20 protein-coding genes are annotated in these 18,914 nt (G+C 70.4%); 8 read left to right on the forward strand and 12 right to left on the reverse strand.

Translation table 11 applies throughout. The annotated features are described in order from the left end of the window. Positions 1 to 3: 3 nt before the first annotated feature. The 4 genes from hemC to K8556_RS33110 are packed head-to-tail and all read right to left on the reverse strand — an operon-like array spanning position 4 to position 3,515. Positions 4 to 945 carry a hydroxymethylbilane synthase gene (gene hemC / locus K8556_RS33095; RefSeq protein WP_223744101.1) on the reverse strand — a complete coding sequence of 314 codons (942 nt, stop codon included), beginning with the start codon at positions 943 to 945 and terminating at the stop codon, positions 4 to 6. Next, complete coding sequence (gene hemA / locus K8556_RS33100) at positions 942 to 2,282, reverse strand: glutamyl-tRNA reductase (RefSeq protein WP_223744102.1); 1,341 nt, start codon at positions 2,280 to 2,282, stop codon at positions 942 to 944. Before hemA ends, hemC begins: the two co-directional genes overlap by 4 nt. Before the next feature lie 2 nt (positions 2,283 to 2,284). Next, the gene (locus K8556_RS33105) at positions 2,285 to 3,097 is read right to left on the reverse strand and encodes an inner membrane protein YpjD (RefSeq protein WP_223744103.1); all 813 of its coding nucleotides are present in this window, start codon (positions 3,095 to 3,097) and stop codon (positions 2,285 to 2,287) included. Positions 3,098 to 3,152: 55 nt separating this feature from the next. Continuing rightward, positions 3,153 to 3,515 carry a hypothetical protein gene (locus K8556_RS33110; RefSeq protein WP_223744104.1) on the reverse strand — a complete coding sequence of 121 codons (363 nt, stop codon included), beginning with the start codon at positions 3,513 to 3,515 and terminating at the stop codon, positions 3,153 to 3,155. Between the two features lie 174 nt (positions 3,516 to 3,689). Here K8556_RS33110 and trxA point away from each other — a divergent pair, with 174 nt between their 5' ends. Continuing rightward, the gene (gene trxA / locus K8556_RS33115; protein ID WP_223744105.1) at positions 3,690 to 4,016 is read left to right on the forward strand and encodes a thioredoxin; all 327 of its coding nucleotides are present in this window, start codon (positions 3,690 to 3,692) and stop codon (positions 4,014 to 4,016) included. 437 nt (positions 4,017 to 4,453) lie between these two features. Continuing rightward, a complete protein-coding gene (locus K8556_RS33120) occupies positions 4,454 to 4,795 on the forward strand; it encodes a hypothetical protein (RefSeq protein WP_120566465.1) in 342 nt (113 codons plus the stop codon). Between the two features lie 18 nt (positions 4,796 to 4,813). Here the strand turns inward: K8556_RS33120 and K8556_RS33125 are convergent, their stop codons facing one another. From K8556_RS33125 to mreC, 5 genes are read right to left on the reverse strand one after another with little or no spacing between them, the layout of a single operon-like run. Beyond that, positions 4,814 to 5,455, reverse strand: coding sequence for a PilZ domain-containing protein (locus K8556_RS33125; protein WP_370640006.1), 642 nt, complete (start codon positions 5,453 to 5,455; stop codon positions 4,814 to 4,816). A 24-nt stretch (positions 5,456 to 5,479) separates the two neighbouring features. Next, positions 5,480 to 6,607 (reverse strand): rod shape-determining protein RodA, encoded by a 1,128-nt coding sequence (rodA, locus tag K8556_RS33130; RefSeq protein ID WP_223744122.1) that lies wholly within the window; start codon positions 6,605 to 6,607, stop codon positions 5,480 to 5,482. A gap of 7 nt (positions 6,608 to 6,614) precedes the next feature. Continuing rightward, complete coding sequence (gene mrdA, locus K8556_RS33135) at positions 6,615 to 8,675, reverse strand: penicillin-binding protein 2 (RefSeq protein WP_223744107.1); 2,061 nt, start codon at positions 8,673 to 8,675, stop codon at positions 6,615 to 6,617. Then, positions 8,672 to 9,172 carry a hypothetical protein gene (locus K8556_RS33140; protein ID WP_223744108.1) on the reverse strand — a complete coding sequence of 167 codons (501 nt, stop codon included), beginning with the start codon at positions 9,170 to 9,172 and terminating at the stop codon, positions 8,672 to 8,674. Before K8556_RS33140 ends, mrdA begins: the two co-directional genes overlap by 4 nt. Continuing rightward, entirely contained in the window at positions 9,169 to 10,035 is an 867-nt protein-coding gene (gene mreC, locus K8556_RS33145) for a rod shape-determining protein MreC (protein WP_223744109.1), read from the reverse strand. Before mreC ends, K8556_RS33140 begins: the two co-directional genes overlap by 4 nt. 230 nt (positions 10,036 to 10,265) lie before the next feature. On the opposite strand from mreC, the gene K8556_RS33150 reads away from it, so the two are divergent. Continuing rightward, on the forward strand, positions 10,266 to 11,843 hold the full coding sequence (locus K8556_RS33150) for a SurA N-terminal domain-containing protein (protein ID WP_223744110.1): 1,578 nt from the start codon (positions 10,266 to 10,268) through the stop codon (positions 11,841 to 11,843). Here K8556_RS33150 and K8556_RS33155 read toward each other — a convergent pair whose 3' ends face one another. Continuing rightward, complete coding sequence (locus tag K8556_RS33155) at positions 11,844 to 12,944, reverse strand: sensor domain-containing diguanylate cyclase (protein ID WP_223744111.1); 1,101 nt, start codon at positions 12,942 to 12,944, stop codon at positions 11,844 to 11,846. Positions 12,945 to 13,008: 64 nt separating this feature from the next. On the opposite strand from K8556_RS33155, the gene K8556_RS33160 reads away from it, so the two are divergent. Further along, a complete protein-coding gene (locus tag K8556_RS33160) occupies positions 13,009 to 13,602 on the forward strand; it encodes a nucleoside triphosphate pyrophosphatase (protein WP_223744112.1) in 594 nt (197 codons plus the stop codon). Next, positions 13,599 to 14,267 (forward strand): YggS family pyridoxal phosphate-dependent enzyme, encoded by a 669-nt coding sequence (locus tag K8556_RS33165; RefSeq protein ID WP_223744113.1) that lies wholly within the window; start codon positions 13,599 to 13,601, stop codon positions 14,265 to 14,267. Before K8556_RS33160 ends, K8556_RS33165 begins: the two co-directional genes overlap by 4 nt. A gap of 7 nt (positions 14,268 to 14,274) precedes the next feature. On the opposite strand, the gene K8556_RS33170 is transcribed toward K8556_RS33165, so the two are convergent. Continuing rightward, positions 14,275 to 14,496 carry a hypothetical protein gene (locus K8556_RS33170; protein WP_223744114.1) on the reverse strand — a complete coding sequence of 74 codons (222 nt, stop codon included), beginning with the start codon at positions 14,494 to 14,496 and terminating at the stop codon, positions 14,275 to 14,277. A gap of 293 nt (positions 14,497 to 14,789) precedes the next feature. Here K8556_RS33170 and K8556_RS33175 point away from each other — a divergent pair, with 293 nt between their 5' ends. From K8556_RS33175 to K8556_RS33185, 3 genes are read left to right on the forward strand one after another with little or no spacing between them, the layout of a single operon-like run. Beyond that, entirely contained in the window at positions 14,790 to 15,596 is an 807-nt protein-coding gene (locus K8556_RS33175; RefSeq protein WP_223744115.1) for a DUF3108 domain-containing protein, read from the forward strand. Between the two features lie 35 nt (positions 15,597 to 15,631). Next, positions 15,632 to 17,317: a DUF4091 domain-containing protein gene (locus K8556_RS33180; protein WP_223744116.1), complete on the forward strand. Its 1,686-nt coding sequence runs from the start codon at positions 15,632 to 15,634 to the stop codon at positions 17,315 to 17,317. Between the two features lie 25 nt (positions 17,318 to 17,342). Continuing rightward, the gene (locus K8556_RS33185; RefSeq protein WP_223744117.1) at positions 17,343 to 18,323 is read left to right on the forward strand and encodes a DUF3108 domain-containing protein; all 981 of its coding nucleotides are present in this window, start codon (positions 17,343 to 17,345) and stop codon (positions 18,321 to 18,323) included. A gap of 70 nt (positions 18,324 to 18,393) precedes the next feature. Here K8556_RS33185 and K8556_RS33190 read toward each other — a convergent pair whose 3' ends face one another. Beyond that, positions 18,394 to 18,744 (reverse strand): hypothetical protein, encoded by a 351-nt coding sequence (locus K8556_RS33190; RefSeq protein WP_223744118.1) that lies wholly within the window; start codon positions 18,742 to 18,744, stop codon positions 18,394 to 18,396. Positions 18,745 to 18,914: the final 170 nt, after the last annotated feature.

Raw genomic sequence — 18,914 nt, forward strand, 5'->3', positions numbered from 1 at the left:
ACTCTAGGCGCGGGGCGCGCCTTCGCGGCGGCCGAAATCGCGCAGGATGTCTCCCGCCCCGCGCGACAGCAGCTCGTCCGCGAGCGCCTCGCCCAGCCGCTCCGCTTCCGGTACGGGGCCCTTCACCTCGCCCCGCACCACCAGCGAACCGTCCGGCCGGCCCACCAGGCCGCGCAGGTACACCTGGCCGTCCTCCACCGTGGCGTGGCCGGCCAGCGGCACGGTGCAGCCGCCCTCCAGCTTCGCCAGGAAGGCGCGCTCGGCCCGCACGGCGTTGCGCGTGGGGATGTCCTCCAGGGGAGAAAGCAGCGCGCGCACGTCCGCGTCCGCCTCGCGGCACTGGATGGCCAGCACGCCCTGCCCCACCGCCGGCAGGCTCTCCGCCACCGGCACCACCTGCGTGATGTGGTGGTCCAGGCCCAGGCGCTTGAGCCCCGCCGCGGCGAGCATGGCGCCCGAGAGCTCCAGGTCGCGCGTCTTCTGCAGGCGCGTCTGCACGTTGCCGCGCAGGGAGACGATCTCCAGGTCCGGCCGGCGCGCGCGCAGGATGCAGCTTCGCCTGAGCGACGACGTGCCCACCCTCGCGCCCGCGGGCAGCATCGCCAGCGTGTGCCCACCCGGGCTGCAGAACGCGTCGCGCGGGTCCTCGCGCACCGGCACCGCCGCCAGGATGAGCCCGTCCGGGAACACCGACGTCATGTCCTTGAGGCTGTGCACCGCCACGTCCGCGCGGCCATCCAGCAGGGCCTGCTCTATCTCCTTCACGAACAGGCCCTTGCCGCCCACCTGGGACAGCGGCGCGGACAGGAAGCGGTCCCCCTCCGTGGTCATCTTCACCAGGGTGACCTCCAAACCGGGGTGGTGCCGGGTGAGGAGCGAGGCCACGTGGTTCGCCTGCCACAGCGCCAGCGGGCTCTCCCGCGTCGCGATGCGCACCGTCTTCATCGCCGGCTCCCGTTGGCCACCACGGTGTTGCGCGCCTCCTGCGGGGGCGCGGCGGGGTCCTCCGGAGTGATGGCGGCGGCCTCCGCCTCCGTGAGGCCGAACAGCTCCGCGGCGGCGCCGGCCAGCCGGTTGCCCTCGCCCTGGGGACCCACGGCGCGCAGGCGCGCGGTGGGCTCATGCAACAGTTTGTTCACGATGGCTCGCCCCATGGCTTCAATGCTCTTCTTCTGCTTGTCGGTGAGCCCGTCGCCCAGGCCCAGCAGCGTGCGCTCCACCTCCGCGCGGGCGATGGCCTCCGCGCGCTGACGCAGGCGCGCCAGCACGGGCATGCCGTCGCGCAGCGCGCGCTCCCGGGCGAAGCGCGCCACCTCCTGCGCCACCAGCCCGCCCGCCTTGTGCGCCTCCTCCGCGCGCGCGGCGGTGTTGTCCGCGACGAACTTCTGGATGTCATCCACGTCGTACGCGTGCACCCAGTCCAGCGTCCCCACCGCCGGGTCGATGTCTCGCGGCACCGCCAGGTCCACCATGAACAGCGGCCGTCCCTTGCGCGCCTTGCCCAGCGCCCCCACGTTGTCGCGCGTGAAGAGGGGCACCGGCGACGCGGTGCTCGTCACCACCACGTCCGCGCCAGCGAGCAGCGTGAAGAGCTCCTCGAAGGGCTTCGCCACGCCGCCCACCTCCGCCACCAGGGCCTCCGCGCGGGCGAGCGTGCGGTTGGTCACGAGGAGCTTCCCGGCGCCCGCGTTCTTCAGGTGCCGCGCCGCCAATTCCCCCATCTCTCCCGCGCCGACCACCAGGACGGTCTTGTCCTTGAGCCCGTCGAACACCTTGCTCGCGAGCTGCACGGCCGCGGACGCCATGGACGTCGCCGCGCGCCCCACCGCCGTCTCCGTGCGCACGCGCTTGGCGCAGCCGAACGCCGCCGCGCACGCGCGCGTCAGTTCCCCGCGCACCGCGCCCGCGCCCTGGCCGCGCTCGAAGGCGTCCTTCACCTGCCCCAAGATCTGCGCCTCGCCCAGCACCATGGAGTCCAGGCTGGACGCCACGCGGAACAGGTGCACGAGCGCCGCCTCGCCCTGGTGCTCGTACAGGTGCTCCAGCGCCTCCGCGCCGCCCAGCGAGTGCAGCGCCTCCCGCGCGCGCTCCCGCGCCAGGTCCGCGCTGGGGGCCGCCAGGTACACCTCCACGCGGTTGCACGTGGACACCCAGAGCGCCTCCACGGGCGCCTGCGCCAGCCGCTGCAACACTTCCGTCTGCCGGGCTTCCGGCAATGCCAGCCGCTCCCGGACCCCCAGGGGCGCGGTGCGGTGTGACACGCCAATACAGATGAATTCCATGGCTACGGCATCCCCGGGCCAGCGGCGGACAGGTCGTAGGACGACAGGAAGGAGACCAGCACCAGGCAGAAGCCGGCCATGGTGAGCAGCGCCACCCGCCGGCCGCGCCAGCCGGCGAAGATGCGCGCGTTGACGAGCGCGGCGAAGACGCCCCAGGCGACGAACGTCGCCACGTGCTTGGCTTCCAGCGCCCAGGTGAGCCCCCGCAGGGTGGTGGTGAACAGGGCGCCGGTCGCCAGCGTGAGCGACAGCGCGATGAAGCCCCACACCACGAGCCGCCGGTTGAGCGTGTCCAGGAACTCCAGGGACGGCAGCCGGGAGAAGAGCAGCCCGAAGTGCTTGGCCTTCACCTCCCGCTCCATCAGCAGGTACATCACCCCCACCCCCGCCGCGACGCCGAAGGCCGTCAGGCCGAGCAGCGCGATGGTGACGTGCACCGGCAACAGCGGCTGGCGCACCGCCTCCGGCAGCGGCGTGGACCCGCCGTGCAGCAGCATGCCGATGAGCAGCACCGCCACCGCCAGCGGCGTGAGGAACGCGCCGATGACGGGCTTGCGGTAGCGCACGTCCAGCGCCAGGAACAGCGCCAGCAGCAGGAAGGCGAAGGTGGACATGCCCTGCGCGGGGCCCACCAGCCGGCCCCCCTGCGCGCCCAGCATCTGCATGAGCGCAACGCAATGCATCAGCAGCCCGGCCCCCACCAGCACCCGGCCGGTGACGGCGAGCACCTGGGACTGGCGGACCAGGAAGGCGAGGTAGACGAGCGCGGCCAGGCCGTAGGCGTGGCAGGCGAGCGAGACGAGCGTATGGCTCATGGCGGCAGGCTCATAACCCCGGCCGAGGAGGCATTCACTCCTGCCCCGGCCCTTTTTACATCTTGTTGAGAATGAAGGCCGCCAGCAGGTCGGTCTCCGAATTGGGCTTGCGCTCGGGGGCGGGTGCCCCCACCTCCGCGACATAACCCGGAACCACCTCGTAGGCGGAGTCCCCGACCAGGATGGAGTCGGCCATCTGTTCAGCCCCCAGGCGGCCGAGCTGCTCCTCGGTCTTCACCCGGGATACCAGTTGGTGCGTGTCCTCCCCGGACACCAACTGCACCACGTGGACGGCGGGTGTGAGCGGCCAGGCGCTCCCACCCTCGGCGGCGACCACCAGGCGGCCTTCGCGCAGGTCTGCTTTGTCCGCCAGTGCCCACTCCTCGAGCTGGGCCTGGGACAGGAAGAGCTTCGTCACGCCAGGCAGCCTACACCACCCTCATCCCCGGCGGGCCCGGAAATGGGGTGCAACCCCCGGGCAGATGCGGCATCCGTTCCACCAGAGCGGCCCGGCATTCCCGCCCCCTTAGGCGCCCGCCGGGCGCGAAGCTCAGGACGTACCCCATTCAAGCAGCAGACACGAGGTGACGACATGGCTGGCGACGTGATCAACATCGGTGATTCGGACTTCCAGAAGCAGGTCCTGGATTCGCAACAACCCGTGCTCGTGGACTTCTGGGCCACCTGGTGCGCCCCCTGCCGCGCGATCGCGCCCTCCGTCGAGGCGCTGTCCGCCCAGTACAAGGGCCAGGTGACGTTCGCGAAGATGGACATCGACGCGAACCAGGACACGCCCCAGAAGTATGGCATCCGCTCCATCCCCACCCTGTTGCTCTTCAAGGGCGGCAAGGTCGTGGACCAGATTGTCGGCGCGGTGCCCAAGTCGCGCATCGAGGAAGTGGTCCGGAAGAATCTCTGAGCCCGTGTGTTCCCGGGGACGGGCCCGCTTCACCCACCGTCCCCACCGTCCCCTCCCACCCGTGGCGCCCCTGGCCTTCACCGCCAGGACTGGCGCCCGGTGAGAGGGGACGCCGTGGCCGCGCTCCCAACCAGACACCCGGGCGTGACACGGCCAACGGTTCGATATGTCTGTAGAAAGACAACTCACCGCAACGGTAAGGGCTTTCACGTACCGGGGGACGGACGCGCCCTGACGCAGACGTTTCTCTGCCCTTGAGACAAACGCCCTCCTGGGACAGCCGGACGATCCTCCCGTCGTGTTTTGTTCAACAGACATTGAAATTGCATTACGAGTCAAACACGACCCCAACATGTCTTGTTGACAGAGTTCGCCACAACAGACACAAGTCGCGAGTACACGCCTGTCTTGATTGGCGAGTTTCTACAGGAGTTTTCATGGCACGCCTTCGCAAAGAATTGACCTCGCAAGCACCGTTGACCCCTGCCCTGACGTCATGGGCGGAGGCCCTGGGTGATGCCATCGGCCGCGGCATGCTGCGCGCGCTGAACACGGGAATGCCGGGCATGGGCGCCGTCGCGGCGTCGCCGGGCAATGGCGCGGTGATGGCGGGTCGCCGCCGCGGCCGTCCCCCCAAGACGGTGGCGGGCGGGCCGGTGCCCATGGACCGCCGCTGCACGGTGAGCGGTTGCACGCGCGAGCAGCGCTCCAAGGGTCTGTGTTCCGCGCACTACCAGGCCGAGCGCCGCAGGCAGATCGCCACCGGCAAGCCGGCCTGAGCTTCACACGCCGGGGCCCTACTCGCCGCGCCAGGGGTCTCCGGGCGTGGTGGCCTTGAGCAGCTCCCAGGCCGCCATCACGTCGATGACCCGCTCCAGCTCATTGGGCAGGGAGCGGGCGCGCTGGGACTTGAGGTAGTCCTCCGTGAAGGCTCTCAGGCGCATGCCCAGGAAGAGCCGGGCGAGCGCCACCTCCGTCTGACCGGAGAAGTCCAGGAAGCGCAGGGCGAACCCGCTGCGGCCCTGGTCCTCCGGGCCCCGCTCCTCCCGCACGATTTCCGCGCGAGCCTCCACGGGGGAGGCGCCCTCCTCCAGCGCGAAGCGCGTGCGCACCACCGTGCCCATGGGCAGGAAGAAGGTGCTCGCGAGGAAGGCCCCGCTGACGCTCACGTTCACGGACGTGAGCCCGGCGGAGAAGCGCCGGCCGCCCGCGCCGTCCTCCACCCAGAGGTCGAAGTGCGTGGCCAACTGCGCGCGCGGGAAGTGCCGGTGCTCCGGCTCCCCCTGGTTCATTTCAATGCGGGGCGCGGCACCGGGCGCGGGGACGGGCACGCCGCGCGAAGCGCCCACCGGCGGAACGAACGGCCGGGGTGCCTGCGTGTCCTCCGGCCCGCGGACCGCCGTGCCGGCCTTCCCCGTCGTCACACCCTTCCTCTGCACCACCATCGGAAGCCTCCGCGGCCGTCAGAACATGTGACGGCGCATGCTGATGTTCACCAGCAGCCCGATGCACAACATCACCGACAGCATCGAGGAGCCGCCGTAGCTCATGAGGGGCAGCGTGATGCCCGTCACCGGCAACAGGCCAATGACCATGCCGATGTTTTCGAACACCTGCCAGAAAAGTGTGGCCACCACCCCTACGGCAACGAACGCTCCAAAACGGTCTCGTGCGTTGAATCCCACGCCCAACCCGAGAATGAAGATGCCGCCGTAGAGCACGAGCAACAGGAGACAGGAGAAGAAGCCGTGCTCCTCGGCCCACACGGAGAAGATGAAATCCGTGTGCTGTTCCGGCAGGAAACGCAGGCCTGTCTGGGTTCCCTCACGCCAGCCCTTGCCGGTGAGGCCCCCGGAGCCCACGGCGATCTTGGATTGGGCGGCGTGATAGCCGCTGCCGCGCAGGTCCGCTTCCGGGTCCAACCACCCGGAGATGCGCTGGCTCTGGTGTTTCTTCAGGTAGTGGCGCACGACGGTGGTGCGCGGCTCGGGCATCTCCCGGACGTAGTCGTTCCAGATGATGAGGCCGCCCACCAGCACGCCCGCCACGATGGTGGCGGCCAGGTACCAGCGCACCTTGCCGAAGAGGATGACGGTGCCGGAGGACAGGAAGATCATCAGCGCGGTGCCCAGGTCCGGCTGCACCAGCACCAGCGTGAAGGGCACCATCACCACCAGCACCGGCTTCCACAACCGGACGAGCCCGTAGGACGGCTGATTGGGCTGGAAGTCGTCGTGGTAGACCTTGGCCAGCATCAGCACCACGCCAATCTTCATGAACTCCGCGGGCTGCAGGCGGAACGGGCCAATGACGAACCAGCTCTCCGCGCCCTTCGCCGTGTGCCCCACCAGCCTCAGCGCCAGGAGCGCCAGGATGTTGAGCACGTAGATGGGGAAGGCCATCCGCTGAATCCAGCGGTAGTCCACCAGGCACACCATCAGGACGGCGCCCAGGCCCACGCCCAGGTAGAGCGCCTGGCTGGTCCACACCGGCGCCATGGGGGGGCGGGACGCGGACGCCAGGTTCCAGATGCCCAGCGCGCACACGCCCAGCACGCACACGATGAGCCCCCACGGCACGTGGGGCATCATCCGGCGCTCAATCCGCAGTTGCACTGTCGTCTCCGGTTTCCGAGGGCGGCTGGATGGGCTCTCCCGGCAGGTTCACGCGCGGCGGGGGCACCACGGCGCGGGTGAGCGCCGCTTCATCCAGGCTGGGCGCCGGCGGCAGGGAAGGCGTGTAGGGCTGGTTGGCGCGGGGCGGCGGTGACGTGGCGTCCTGCGCCTTCAACTCGAAGTACTTCTTCATCACGGCCAGCGCCGTGGGCGCCGCGTCCACGCCGCCGTGGCCGCCGTGCTCGTTGAGCACCACCACGGCCAGCTCCGGCTTGTCCGCGGGCGCGAAGCCGGCGAACCACGCGTGGTCGCGCTCGAAGTAGCTCATCTGGTGCGTCTTCAGGCGCACGGTGCCGATGCGCGCCACCTGCGCGGTGCCCGTCTTGGCCGCCACCAGGAAGTCCGAGGGCAGGCCCGACTTGAGCTTCGCGCGGTACGCCGTGCCGCCGGGCTCCTGCGCCACCGCCTCCAGGCCCTCCACGATGGCCTTCAGGTGCGCGGGGTTGATGTCCACCTTGGACACCACCTCCGGCTTGAACTCCTCCATCACCTGCCCGTCCAGGTTCTCCAGCCGCTGCACCATCTGCGGCTTGTAGAGCTTCCCGCCGTTGGCCACGGCTGCGTACACCAGCGCCAGTTGCAGGGGCGTCACGTTGTCGTCGCCCTGCCCGATGGCGCTGTTGAGCGCCATGCCCTTGGTGTAGCCGCCCGGCGAGGCTTTGTCGTGGTACGCGCTGGACGGCATGATACCCGGCACCTCCGCCACCACGCCGATGCCGGTGGGGCGGCCCAGGCCCAGCGACTTGCCCATCTCCGCGATGGGGTCCAGGCCGATGGTGTCCGCCACCTTGTAGAACCACGCGTCGCACGACGCCTTCATGGCGCCCCGGCCGTCCAGCGGCCCGTGGCCGCTGTCCTTGTGGCAGCGCCACACGCGCGCGCCCAGCCGGTAGCCGCCGGAGCAGTGCACCACCGTCTCCGGCCGGAACGCGCCGGACTTGAACGCCGCCAACTGCGTCACGACCTTGAACGTGGAGCCCGGGCTGTAGTGCTCGGCGGCCACGCGGTTGATCATCGGGTGAAGCGGATCTCTTGCCAGCGTGGCCATCTGCGACGGCGTCACGCGGCCCGTGAGGAGGTTGGGGTCGAAGCCGGGGCGGGACACCAGCGCCTTGATGAAGCCGGTGTTCACGTCGATGGCCACCACCGCGCCCGTCACGCCCGGGAACGCGCGCTCCGCCTCCTCCTGCAGGCGCATGTCGATGGAGAGCACCACGTTGCTGCCGGCCGTGGGAGGGATGACGGCGTTCTCCCCCAGCTTGTCGTTGAGCTCCTCAATCGTCTGGCCGCGCGCGTTCACCACTTCCTTGCGCACGCCGTCCTGCCCGCGCAGCTTGGACTCGAAGTAGCGCTCCAGGCCGCGCCGGCCGATGTAATCCCCCAGCGCGTACTTCGCGCCGTCCCCGTTGAGGCGCTCCAGCTCCTCCTGGGTGATTTCGTTCATGTAGCCCAGCACGTGCGACAGCACCGTGTCCGCGCGGTAGTTGCGGTGCGGCACGGGCACCACCTCCACTCCGTCCAGGATGTCGCGCCGGGCGTTGAGCCGGTCGTACTCGTCGCGCGTCAGGTCCACGCGCACCGGCACCGGCTGGAAGGGCGCGTTGCGGCGGCTGGCGCGCACCAGGTCTTCAATCTTCTTGCGCTGCTCGGGGTCCCACTGGAGCAGCTCGCCCAGGCGCGGAATCACCTGCTCGAAGCAGTCCGTGCAGAAGGCGGGCGTGACGAAGGCGTCGAAAGACGGGCGGCTGTCCACCAGGATGGTGCCGCGCGCGTCCTTGATGACGCCGCGGTCGGCGCGCAGGCGCACCTCCTTGACGAAGTTCGCCACGCTCTTGGCGGCGTACTCCTCATGGCGGATGAGCTGGAGCCGGTAGAGCTGGATGGCCAGCGCCACCAGGCCCAGCGACATGGCCAGGCCCAGCCACAGGAAGCGGCGCTTCAGGTCCCGGCCCGGGGTGGTGTTGCCAATGGTCGGAGGCGTCAACGGAGCAACCCCGCCGGGCGCTCCTGCGCCACTTCAAACCGCTTGAACACCGGGAAGAGCAGCAGCGCCGCCACGCCCGTGAGCGCCAACTGCACCGGCATGCCGGAGAGCAGCGGCGCCGTGGAGCCGTCCTTCACCGTGAGCCAGGTGAAGAACGTGGACAGGAGGCCGTGCCCCAGGTCCGCGCCCATGGCGAACAGCGCGAAGGCCACGGGCCCCCGCACGTCCACGAACGACGCCACCAGCCGGCCCACCAGGAAGGTGAACACCGCCAGGAAGGTGAAGAGGCCCGTGGGCTGGCCGCTCATCAGGTCCAGGAGGTAGCCCACCGCGAAGGCGGAGCACGCCCCTTCCGTGAGGCTCGCGCGCAGCGCCAGGAAGGCCACCAGCACCACCGTGACGTCCACGCGGCCCAGCACCAGCCCCGCCTGCTGGACGAAGACGGACTCCAGCGTGAGCAGCACCAACGCCAGGATGACGGTCACCAGGAACTTCATTTCTGCGCGCCCTCCGCGGAGGCCCCGCCGGTGGCGGTCATCTCACTGTATGGACTGCCCACCACCAGGACCTCCTCCAGCCGGCTGGTGTCCACCGCGGGCGTGATGTCCGCGCCCTGGAACATGCCGTGCTCCTTCTTCTCCAACTGCGTCACCCGCCCCACCACCAGGCCCGGCGGATAGATGCCGTCCGTGCCGGAGGTGATGATGAGGTCGCCGTCCTCCACGTCCTCCGTGCGCAGCATGTTCTCCAGCGTCAGGGGGCCGTTGCCCGCGCCCGCCGCCGTGCCGCGCGCCCGCGAGCGCTGCACCCGCACCGCCACCCGGCTCTGCGGATCCGTCACCAGCGCCACGTCCGCGTAGCCGCCCGTGGACCGGATGACCTGCCCGACGATGCCGTCCGGCGTCACCACCGACATGCCCCGGAACACGCCGTCCTTCTCCCCGCTGCTGATCCGCACCGACAGGAGCTTCGCCACCGGGTTGACGCCCACCACCCGCGCCGGAATCTCCGGCCCGGGCACGGCCTCCGCGTACGCCAGCAGCTTGCGCAGCCGCCCGTTCTCCGAGCGCGCCTCGCCCAGGGCCTGCACCGTCGCCCGGAGCTGCAGGTTCTCCAGCCGCAACGCGTCATTGTCCTGACGGACGCCGCGCAGATCCAGGTAGTTGCGCACCGCGGCCACGGCGCCGTCGATGCCAGCGGTGAGCCCCTGCTGCACGGGGGCCGTGAGCGCGATGACGCCCCGGTCGACGAAGTTCGGGTCGCGGCCGCGCCGCCCGCCCAGCAGGAAGGCGCCGAGCGGGTACAAGAGGAGGGCGGCCACGAGGAGGAAGCGGCGGTACCGCTTGAGAAGAGACAGCACGGACGGGGGCTTTCCCGGGGTGGGCGAAGGACGCGGGTGGAAGGGGGAGAGGGGCGGGCTAAGCTGGCTGAATCGCTTGCATTTTCCGGTCTGTTGTCCTAGGCAGTCAAGGCCCGGATGAGGGGGTGTTGACACTCATGCATCCCCACCGGCCGGGCTACCAACAACACGGCGCCGCGAGACCTTCCGCAAGGTGATTCGCGGGCGCTTCCGACCGTGAAGTGACGACAATGGACGGTTTGAATCCCCGGAAGGTCTTCTCCCTCCTGTTCATCATCGGCATCGCCGTGGTGTTCACGCTCCAGTTCGGCCCTGGCAGCAACGGGTTCGCGGACACGGGCAGCCAGGCGCCCACCGCCGGCGCGGTCGCCACGGTGAACGGCAAGGAGATCCCTGTTCGCGACTTCAGCATGGCCTGGTCGCGGCAGATGAACTTCCTGCGCTCGCAGGGCAACCCCATTCCGGAGTCGGTGGCCCGCCAGTTCGGCCTGGACAAGCAGGTGCTCGACCGGCTGGTGAACGCGGAGCTGCTCGCCCAGTCGGCGGAGCGCCACGGCATCACCCCCTCGGACGAGGAGCTGCGAAAGGTCATCCACGAGAACACCGACTTCCACACCAAGGAGGGCGCGTTCGACTTCGCCCGCTACCAGCAGGTGCTGCGCGACTTCTACCGCCGCACGCCGCAGGAGTACGAGCAGGAGCTGCGCCGCCAGATGGCCGCCCAGAAGATGCTGGACGTGGTGCGCACGGGCGCCGTGGTGTCGGACGACGAGGTCCGCGCCCGCTACGAGAAGGAAGGCAACCAGGCGAAGCTGGTGTTCGCCCGCTTCCTGCCCACGATGTACGCGGACAAGGTCCCCGCGCCCACGCCCGCGAAGCTCGCGGAGTTCCAGAAGACGCACGAGAAGCAGATCGCCGACTATTACGCGGCGAACAGCTTCGTCTACAACGTGCCGGAGCGGATCCGCGCCCGTCAGATCCTGGTGAAGGTGGCCCCGGACGCCACGCCCGAGCAGAAGGCCCAGGCGAAGGCGAAGGCGGAGGGCCTGCGCAAGGAGCTGGAGGGCGGCAAGGACTTCGCCACGCTGGCCCGCGCGAGCAGCGACGACGACGCCACCAAGGCCAAGGGCGGCGAGCTGGGCTGGGTGGAGCGCACCACGTGGGACCCGGCGCTGGCCGACGCGGCGTTCGCGCTCAAGGCCGGGGAAGTGACGCAGCCGGTGGAGTCCGCGCTGGGCGTGCACCTGGTGAAGGTGGAGGAGAAGAAGGAGGCCCAGGCCAAGAAGCTGGAGGACGTGAAGGGCGAGATCGCCACCACCCTCTTCAAGCAGGAAGAGGCCAAGGGGCTGGCGAAGGCGGAGGCCGAGAAGGCGCTGGCGGCGGCGAAGGCCGGCAAGTCCCTGAAGGAGCAGTTCCCGGTGCCCGCCGGCCAGCAGCCCGCGCTGCTGCGCTTCGAGGCGGAGACGAAGCCGGAGGCCGTGGAGACGGACAGCTTCACCGCGCAGGGTGACTCCGTGCCGCACCTGGGTCCGGCGCCGGGCCTGGTGAAGGCCACCTTCGAGGCCAACGGCCCGGTGGTGCTGGGCGAGGTCTTCACCGTGGGCGAGGCGAACATCGTCGCGCAGGTGGTGGAGCGCGAGAAGCCGGACACCGCGGGCTTCGACAAGCGCAAGGACGAGCTGCGCACCCAGGCCCGTCAGGCCAAGCAGATTGAGTTGACGGAGTCCTTCCTCAAGTCGCTCAAGAAGAGCGGCAACGTCGTCACCAACACCGAGGCCATCGACTCGGTGCTGGGCTCCGCGGGGTAGTCACCCGCCGGAGCGGGCGTAGGGGACCTCTTGCGGGGTCCCCTCCGTCGACGGGGCCTCGGCGACCGCGATGCGGTCCCGGCCCCGGCCCTTGGCCGCGTACATGGCGAAGTCCGCCGCGCGGATGAGGTCGGTGGCGGTGGTGGCGTGCCTTGGGAAGGAGGCCACCCCGACGCTCGCGGTGAGCGCCACGTCCAGCCCCTGCTCGCGCAGGAAGCGCTGGGCGCGGAACGCCTCGCAGATGCGCTGGGCGATGACCTGGGCCCCTTCCGTGTCCGTCTCAATCAACATCAGCGCGAACTCGTCGCCGCCGTAGCGGAAGACGGCGTCCAGGTTGTGGCGGCCCAGGCTGATGAGCAGGTCCCCCACCTCCTTGAGCGTGGCGCTGCCCACCAGGTGCCCGTGCCGGTCGTTGATGGACTTGAAGTGGTCCAGGTCCAGGAACACGAGCGACAGCGGGTGGCGGAAGCGCGCCGAGCGCTTCACCTCCTGCTCCAACTGCGCGCGCAGGTGCCGCGCGTTGAAGCAGCCGGTGTGCTCGTCCGTGATGGTGAGCTCCTGGACGCGGCGGAAGTTGCGCGCGTTCTCGATGGCGATGGCCGCGTAGTCCGCGATGGCGGACAGGGCGGTGAGGTCGTCATGCGTGAAGCCGGGCTCCGCGGGCCCGTTGACCAGCTCAATCACGCCCAGCACGCGCTCGCGCGCCACCAGGGGCACGGCGAGCAGCGAGCGGGTGTGGAAGGCGGAGGCCTCGTCGAAGCGGGGCGCGAAGCTGGAGTCGCCGGCCACGTCGTGGACGAGCCGCGCGACGCCGGAGGAGAACACCGCCCCGGCGATGCCCTCGCCCGGGTTGAGCTGGAGGGCCTTGAGCGCCTCCGCGCCCTCGCCCACGGCGATTTCGAAGTAGAGCTTTCCGCTGCGCTCGTCCTGGAGGATGAGCGACCAGTTGCGCGGCTTGAGCAGCGCGCTGACCTTCTGCATCACCAGCGCGAGCACTTCGCGCAGCTCCAGCGTGGAGGTCAGCGCCTTGGCCATCTCGTTGTAGGCGGCCAGTTGCTCCACTGTCCGCTTCATGGCCGACAGGAGGTCCGCGGGGTTCATCGAGGTGCCCTCTGGAGCGCAAGTCTGCTAAGGCCCGCGAGCGCGAAACCTTCCGCACCCGCCCATGGATCCAACCGCTCGCTTCGTTCTCGCCTCCGCATCGCCCCGGCGCAAGGATTTATTGGCCCAGTTGGGCCTTCGCTTCACCGTGGCGGCGGCGGATATCGATGAAACGCCGATGGCCGGAGAAATTGCGCCGGACTACGTGCTCCGGCTGGCCGTGGAGAAGGCCCGCACGGTCGCCACCCGACACCCGGACGCGTGGGTGCTGGCCGCGGACACCACCGTGGCCCTGGGGTCGGAGCTGCTCGGCAAGCCCCGGGACGCGGAGGAGGCGCGGCGGATGATCGCCCGGCTGTCCGGCCGGGTCCACGAGGTCTTCACCGGCATCGCGGTGGCGGGCCGCGCCCGGGAGGCCCAGGTGGTGCGCACGCGGGTGACCTTCCGCGCGCTCTCCCCGGAGGAGATCGCCTGGTACGCGGACACCGGCGAGCCCCTGGACAAGGCGGGCGCGTACGCCATCCAGGGCAAGGGCGGCTTCCTGGTGCAGGGCATCGAGGGCAGCCACTCCAACGTCGTGGGCCTGCCCCTGGGAGAGACGCTGGCGCTGCTGGGGCGCGTGGGCATGCCGCTGCCCTGGACGGAGGCTCGGCCATGAGCAGCGTGGCGGACAACCTGGCGCGGGTGCGCGAGCGCGTGGCGAAGGCCTGCGCGAGCGCGGGGCGGCCGGAGTCGTCGGTGACGCTGGTGGCGGTGTCCAAGCTCAAGCCCGCGGCGCTCATCCGTGAGGCGTACGCCGCGGGGCAGCGCGACTTCGGGGAGAACTACGCCCAGGAGCTGCGGGACAAGGCCGAGGAGCTCAAGGACCTGGACGGCCTGCGCTGGCACGCCATCGGGTCGCTGCAGACGAACAAGGTGAAGTACGTGGCCCGCGTCGCGCACGCCTTCCACGCGCTGGAGCGGCTGGACGTCGCCACGGAGCTGTCCAAGCGCAGGGCGGGCACCCCTGCCCTGCCCTGCTACGTGGAGCTCAACCTGGGCGGCGAGGACACCAAGCACGGCCTCGCCCCGGACGCGCTGGGCGGCTTCCTGTCCCAGGTGCGCGAGCTGCCGAACCTCCAGGTGGTGGGGCTGATGGCGCTGCCGCCGCCCACGGACGACGTGGCGCGGATGCGCGAGGGCTTCGCCCGGCTGCGAGAGCTGGCGCGGGCCCATGCGCTGACGGCCCTGTCCATGGGCACCACGCACGACTTCGAGCAGGCCATCCTGGAAGGCGCCACCGTCGTGCGCGTGGGCACCGCCATCTTCGGCGAGCGCGCCTGAAGCCCGCTCACAGCTCGCGGAACCGCAGCCGCCCCTCCTGGTTGACGAGCGCCTTGAACTCGCAGCCACAGTAGTTGCAGCGCACCTCGTCCCCGTCGGTGAACGTGTCGTCCACGGGGTTGTTGGCGTTGCAGCCGGGGCAGTCGAACTCCTTGAAGATACGGCTGCCGGCGCCGGCGCCCGATTCCTTGGCGAAGTCGTCGTCGTCGAAATGGAAGTCGTTGGCCATGGCCCTGGACGCTAGCACCGGGCATGGCGTCCGGGGGTGCCCTGCCGGGCATCCAGGCAGGCGCGCCGGACTGTCCGCCATTTGTCAGCGGCCCTTACGGGCGTGTACCCCTGCGGACCGCCATTTCCGTCACCTGTCAGTCTTTCCCTGGCGCGTCTGGAGGGCGGCCGGGCGGCTTTGAATGCTGTCCCACGGCCGTCCGTCCTGGAAATGTCCGGTGGCGGGGGCGGTTGCGCAGCACGGCTGGCCAGGGCGGGCCGGCCACCTAACTTGCAAGCAAGGGAGCACACCCGATGCGCGGTCTGTCCAGGTGGGGGTTCACGGCGGCGGTGGTGGGACTCATGGGGTCCACGCTGGCGCATGCCCAGGAGCCCACCGGCGCGGCGTTCGGCCCGGGTGAGCAGGCCCAGTACCGGGTGCGCTACCTGGGGCTGACGGCCGGCACGGCGACGGTGACGGTGGGCGCGCCCATGACGCAGTGGGGCCAGAGCGTGTGGCCCATCGTGTCCACGGCGAAGTCGGACGACCTGGTGGGCGTCTATCCCATCAAGAGCCGCTTCGTGACGTACTGGGACGCGGGCGCCCGGCGGGTGACGGGCAGCGACCTGCACTCGGAGGAGAACCGCAAGCGCCGCCGCCAGCGCATCCAGTTGTCGGCGGACGGGGCGGGCGCGAAGGTCATCAAGCAGAAGGAGAGCGACCCGCCGCGCGAGTCCGAGCACACGCTGCCCGAGGGCACCCTGGACGTGGCGGGCGCGACGTTCGCGCTGCGCGGCCAGGAGCTGGTGGTGGGCCGCTCCTATGCGTACCCGGTGTTCACCGGCAGCAAGCAGTTCACCATGAGCGCCACGGTGGAGGGCCGCGAGACGGTGACGACGCCCGCGGGGGCGCGGGACGCCTGGCGCGTGCGCGTGCACACCGACTTCGGCGGCAAGCTGGAATCCAAGCGCGACATGGTGGCGTACCTCAGCGCGGATGCGCATCAGGTGCCGGTGCGAATCGAAGCGGACTTCGCGCTGGGCACCGTCGTGGCGGAGCTGACGGACTACAAGCCGGGCCGCGTGGTGGCGGTGGCCCGGGCGGACAACTCGGGCGACTGAGCAGGTCGTCCGCCAACCAGGGGAAGGCAGGGGGCATGGGCGTGGGTTGGGCATGGGCAGTGGCGGCGGCGCTTTCCGCCGCGCCGGGCGGCGTGCAGGTCGTGTCGCCGCTGGTGAAGGTGCGGCCGGACGCGACGCCGAAGGGCGCGAAGGAGGCCCGCCTCAGCGCGGCCCGGGGTGAATGCGAGGGCACGCAGTTGGTGCTCCCCCAGGGCGTGACGCGCGTGACGATGAAGCCCCTGGCCCTCAAAGGGCCGGGCGCGCCGCTCACCGCGGACGCATGGCGCGAGGCCTACCTGGACGTGAAGACGCCCTCCAACGGCGAGGGCAGGCCGGGCCTGTGGCCCGACGCGCTGGTGCCCCTGTCGGCGCCCGCCAATCCCAGACATCCGACGGTCGTCTACGTGGAGGTCTGCGTCCCGGCGAAGCAGGCCCCGGGCACCTATACGGGGGTCCTGAGCGCGGCGGTGGACGGGAAGGAGCTGCCGGCCGTTCCCTTCAGCGTGGAGGTGCAGCCCTTCGGCATCCCCGCGACGTCGTCCCTGCCCAACAGCTTCGGCATCTCGCTGTACAGCATCGCGAAGGGGCACGGCCTCCCGGCGGAGTCGCCGGAGGCGAAGGCGCTCCTGCGCGAGTACGGCAAGGCGCTGCTGGAGCACCGCGTGAGCGCGCACGGCATGGGCATGGACCCGCCGCCGGTGAAGTTCCAGGACGGCCGCGCGGTGCTGGACTGGACCGCGTACGACGCGGAGATGGCGCCCTTCCTGGACGGGAGCGTGCTGCCCTCCGGCGCGCGCTTCACCACGGCGGACGTGCGTGACAACCGCAAGGCCTCCACGGACGCGGAGAAGTCCGCGTACTACCGCGCCTTCCAGAAGCACTTCGCGGACAAGGGCTGGAAGGCGCAGCTCTTCTTCTACGCCAAGGACGAACCGAAGCCCGCGGACTTCCCGCTGGTGAAGGCGCAGTCCCAGCGCGTGCGCGACGCGGGGGCGGACATCCCGGTGCTCGTCACCACGGCGTTGAACCCGGCGCTGCTGGGCTCCGTGGACATCCTCACGCCCATCATCAACTGCTTCTACCCGCGCGAGGGGCCCCAGACGTGCCACAACGTGGCCAACGCCGCGACCGCGCGCGCGCGGCTGACGTCGCGCGCGAAGGTGTGGTGGTACCAGAGCTGTATGTCCCATGGCTGCACGGGCGGCCCGCCCGGGGACAAGGCGCTGGACAAGGCGTACAGCGACTGGGCCTCGTACATGGTGGACCACCCCGCCCCGCTCAACCGCGCCATGGGCCCGCTGGCCTTCGAGAGCGGCGTGGACGGCGAGCTCTATTTCGACACCGTGTTCGCCTACAACACGAAGAAGGATGTCTGGGCGGACCTCTTCGAGTTCGGCGGCAACGGCGACGGCACCCTCTTCTACCCGGGCACGCCCGCGAAGCTGGGCGGCACGGAGCACCAACCCGTGGTGTCCCTGCGGCTGAAACACATCCGTGACGGCCTGGAGGACTACGAATACCTGCGCCTGCTCACGTCGCTGGGCGACGGCGCCTTCGCGAAGACGGCGGCGAAGCGGCTGGCGAAGTCCGGGTACGAAATCTCCCGGGACCCGGCGGAGTGGGAAGCGGTGCGCAAGGAAATGACCGAGCGCATCGTGAAGCGGCAATCGGCTGAACAAGCGAAGCGCTCCGGACGTCGGACTTCCGGGGGAACCCCGTAGTCACTCCCCCCTGGGAGGAAGCAGAATGAAACCCATGCGCACCCTCGTCGCGGCCTGCCTCGCCTTCAGCGCCCTTGGCGCCATCCCGGGTCAGGCCCAGGAGGCCCAGCCCCGCCCATTCAACCTCCTGAGCCCCGCCAGGCTCCCGGCGCCGGCGGACCCCGCCGACCCGGCGAAGCCCGCGGCGACTCCCGAGAACACCGGCGACGCGTCCTCCACCCCGGCCCCCGACGAGCCCGTCGTCGCGGTGAAGCCGTGCGAGCAGGGCCTGCCGGTGCTGCGCACGCCGCTGGCCTTCAAGCCGGGGGAGCTGCTCGAGTTCGACATGGACGCCATGGGCGCGAAGGCGGGCAAGCTCACCATGCGCGTGCAGCGCCCCGCCAACGGCTCGCTGCCGGTGGTGGTGGAGGCGCAGACGAACACGCTCTTCTCCAAGGTGCGCCGGGTGCGCGGCAGCGCGACCAGCTACCTGAACCCCAAGACGCTGCGCCCCTCGCGCTACAGCGAGGAGGCCGTGGAGAACGAGCAGCGCCGCAAGGTGAACGTGGACTTCGGCGCGCAGGACAAGAGCGTCAAGGTGGACTACCAGATTGGAGACCGCCCCAAGGGCCACTTCGACTACGCCTACGACAAGGACGGCCTGGACGTCGCGGGCGCCATCTACCTCATCCGCCAGTTGCCCCTGAAGAAGGACCTGCCGGTGTGCTTCGACGTGTACGGCATCCGCCGCATGTGGCGCATGACGGCCACCGTGGTGGAGCGCGAGCACGTGTCGCTGCCCCTGGGCGAGTTCGACGCCTGGCACCTGGCCGGCACCGCTGTGCGCCTGGACCGGCCGTCGCAGACGCGCGACGTGCACGTGTGGATCACCGACGACGACCGCCGCCTCCCGCTGGCCGCCGTGGGCGCCATCGACCTGGGCGCGGTGCGGCTGACGCTGTCCGGCGTGAAGCGCCCCGGTGAGAAGCCCCTGGAGGCGCAGGGCAAGGAAGACCTCAAGTGGTGATGCGCGGTTGAGACTCCGCGCCGGGAGGCGCGCTCGGTGCGCGTCCTCCCGCGCGAGGGAGCGCCCGGCCTCAGCCGTGGCGGATCATCCCGGCGGCCTGCGACAGGCGGCGGCGCAGTTGCGTCACCACCTCGTTCAGGTCCTCCAGGCGCTGGAGCACGTGCAGGTTCTCGCCCGCGTTCATCAGGGCGACCGGCGTCAGCGTCTCGCGGTGGAGGGCCAGGAGCAGGTCGTAGAAGTGCGCCTGCACGTCGCCCAGGGCATCCAGGCCTTCGCGGAGGTCGTCCTCTACGAAGTCCAGGAGGACGGTGGCGTCCTCACGCGCAGGCAGCGTCCGGGCCAGACGCTCCACCGCCCCGCGGACGGGGTCGGTACGGCGCAACATCGCGGGGGTGGCGAGGGCTGCGACGGGAGGAGCCATGCCCAGGACGCTACAGGCCCGTAGCGTCCGGTCAATTTTCCCAACCCCCGCCCGCCGGTGCGAAGGGCCGCCCCGCCAGAGGCGCAGGTCGCGAACCTGTCCGACTGGAGGTCTGCGCGGAATAAGCAGTCCTACGAGCCGCATAGAGGTGGGGTGACATCGCAAGAAGA

The sequence above is a fragment of the Corallococcus sp. AS-1-12 genome, from assembly GCF_020036995.1.
Taxonomy (GTDB): domain Bacteria; phylum Myxococcota; class Myxococcia; order Myxococcales; family Myxococcaceae; genus Corallococcus.

Bases quoted from the DNA above. Each gene is read 5' to 3' on its own strand.
- K8556_RS33155 (WP_223744111.1), bottom strand. From the start codon at position 12,944: ATGAACCCCGCGGACCTCCTGTCGGCCATGAAGCGGACAGTGGAGCAA.
- K8556_RS33185 (WP_223744117.1), top strand. From the start codon at position 17,343: ATGAAACCCATGCGCACCCTCGTCGCGGCCTGCCTCGCCTTCAGCGCC.
- K8556_RS33175 (WP_223744115.1), top strand. From the start codon at position 14,790: ATGCGCGGTCTGTCCAGGTGGGGGTTCACGGCGGCGGTGGTGGGACTC.
- K8556_RS33120 (WP_120566465.1), top strand. From the start codon at position 4,454: ATGGCACGCCTTCGCAAAGAATTGACCTCGCAAGCACCGTTGACCCCT.
- hemC (WP_223744101.1), bottom strand. From the start codon at position 945: ATGAAGACGGTGCGCATCGCGACGCGGGAGAGCCCGCTGGCGCTGTGG.
- trxA (WP_223744105.1), top strand. From the start codon at position 3,690: ATGGCTGGCGACGTGATCAACATCGGTGATTCGGACTTCCAGAAGCAG.
- K8556_RS33105 (WP_223744103.1), bottom strand. From the start codon at position 3,097: ATGAGCCATACGCTCGTCTCGCTCGCCTGCCACGCCTACGGCCTGGCC.
- K8556_RS33165 (WP_223744113.1), top strand. From the start codon at position 13,599: ATGAGCAGCGTGGCGGACAACCTGGCGCGGGTGCGCGAGCGCGTGGCG.
- K8556_RS33150 (WP_223744110.1), top strand. From the start codon at position 10,266: ATGGACGGTTTGAATCCCCGGAAGGTCTTCTCCCTCCTGTTCATCATC.
- K8556_RS33180 (WP_223744116.1), top strand. From the start codon at position 15,632: ATGGGCGTGGGTTGGGCATGGGCAGTGGCGGCGGCGCTTTCCGCCGCG.
- hemA (WP_223744102.1), bottom strand. From the start codon at position 2,282: ATGGAATTCATCTGTATTGGCGTGTCACACCGCACCGCGCCCCTGGGG.
- K8556_RS33170 (WP_223744114.1), bottom strand. From the start codon at position 14,496: ATGGCCAACGACTTCCATTTCGACGACGACGACTTCGCCAAGGAATCG.
- K8556_RS33160 (WP_223744112.1), top strand. From the start codon at position 13,009: ATGGATCCAACCGCTCGCTTCGTTCTCGCCTCCGCATCGCCCCGGCGC.
- K8556_RS33140 (WP_223744108.1), bottom strand. From the start codon at position 9,172: ATGAAGTTCCTGGTGACCGTCATCCTGGCGTTGGTGCTGCTCACGCTG.
- K8556_RS33190 (WP_223744118.1), bottom strand. From the start codon at position 18,744: ATGGCTCCTCCCGTCGCAGCCCTCGCCACCCCCGCGATGTTGCGCCGT.
- rodA (WP_223744122.1), bottom strand. From the start codon at position 6,607: ATGATGCCCCACGTGCCGTGGGGGCTCATCGTGTGCGTGCTGGGCGTG.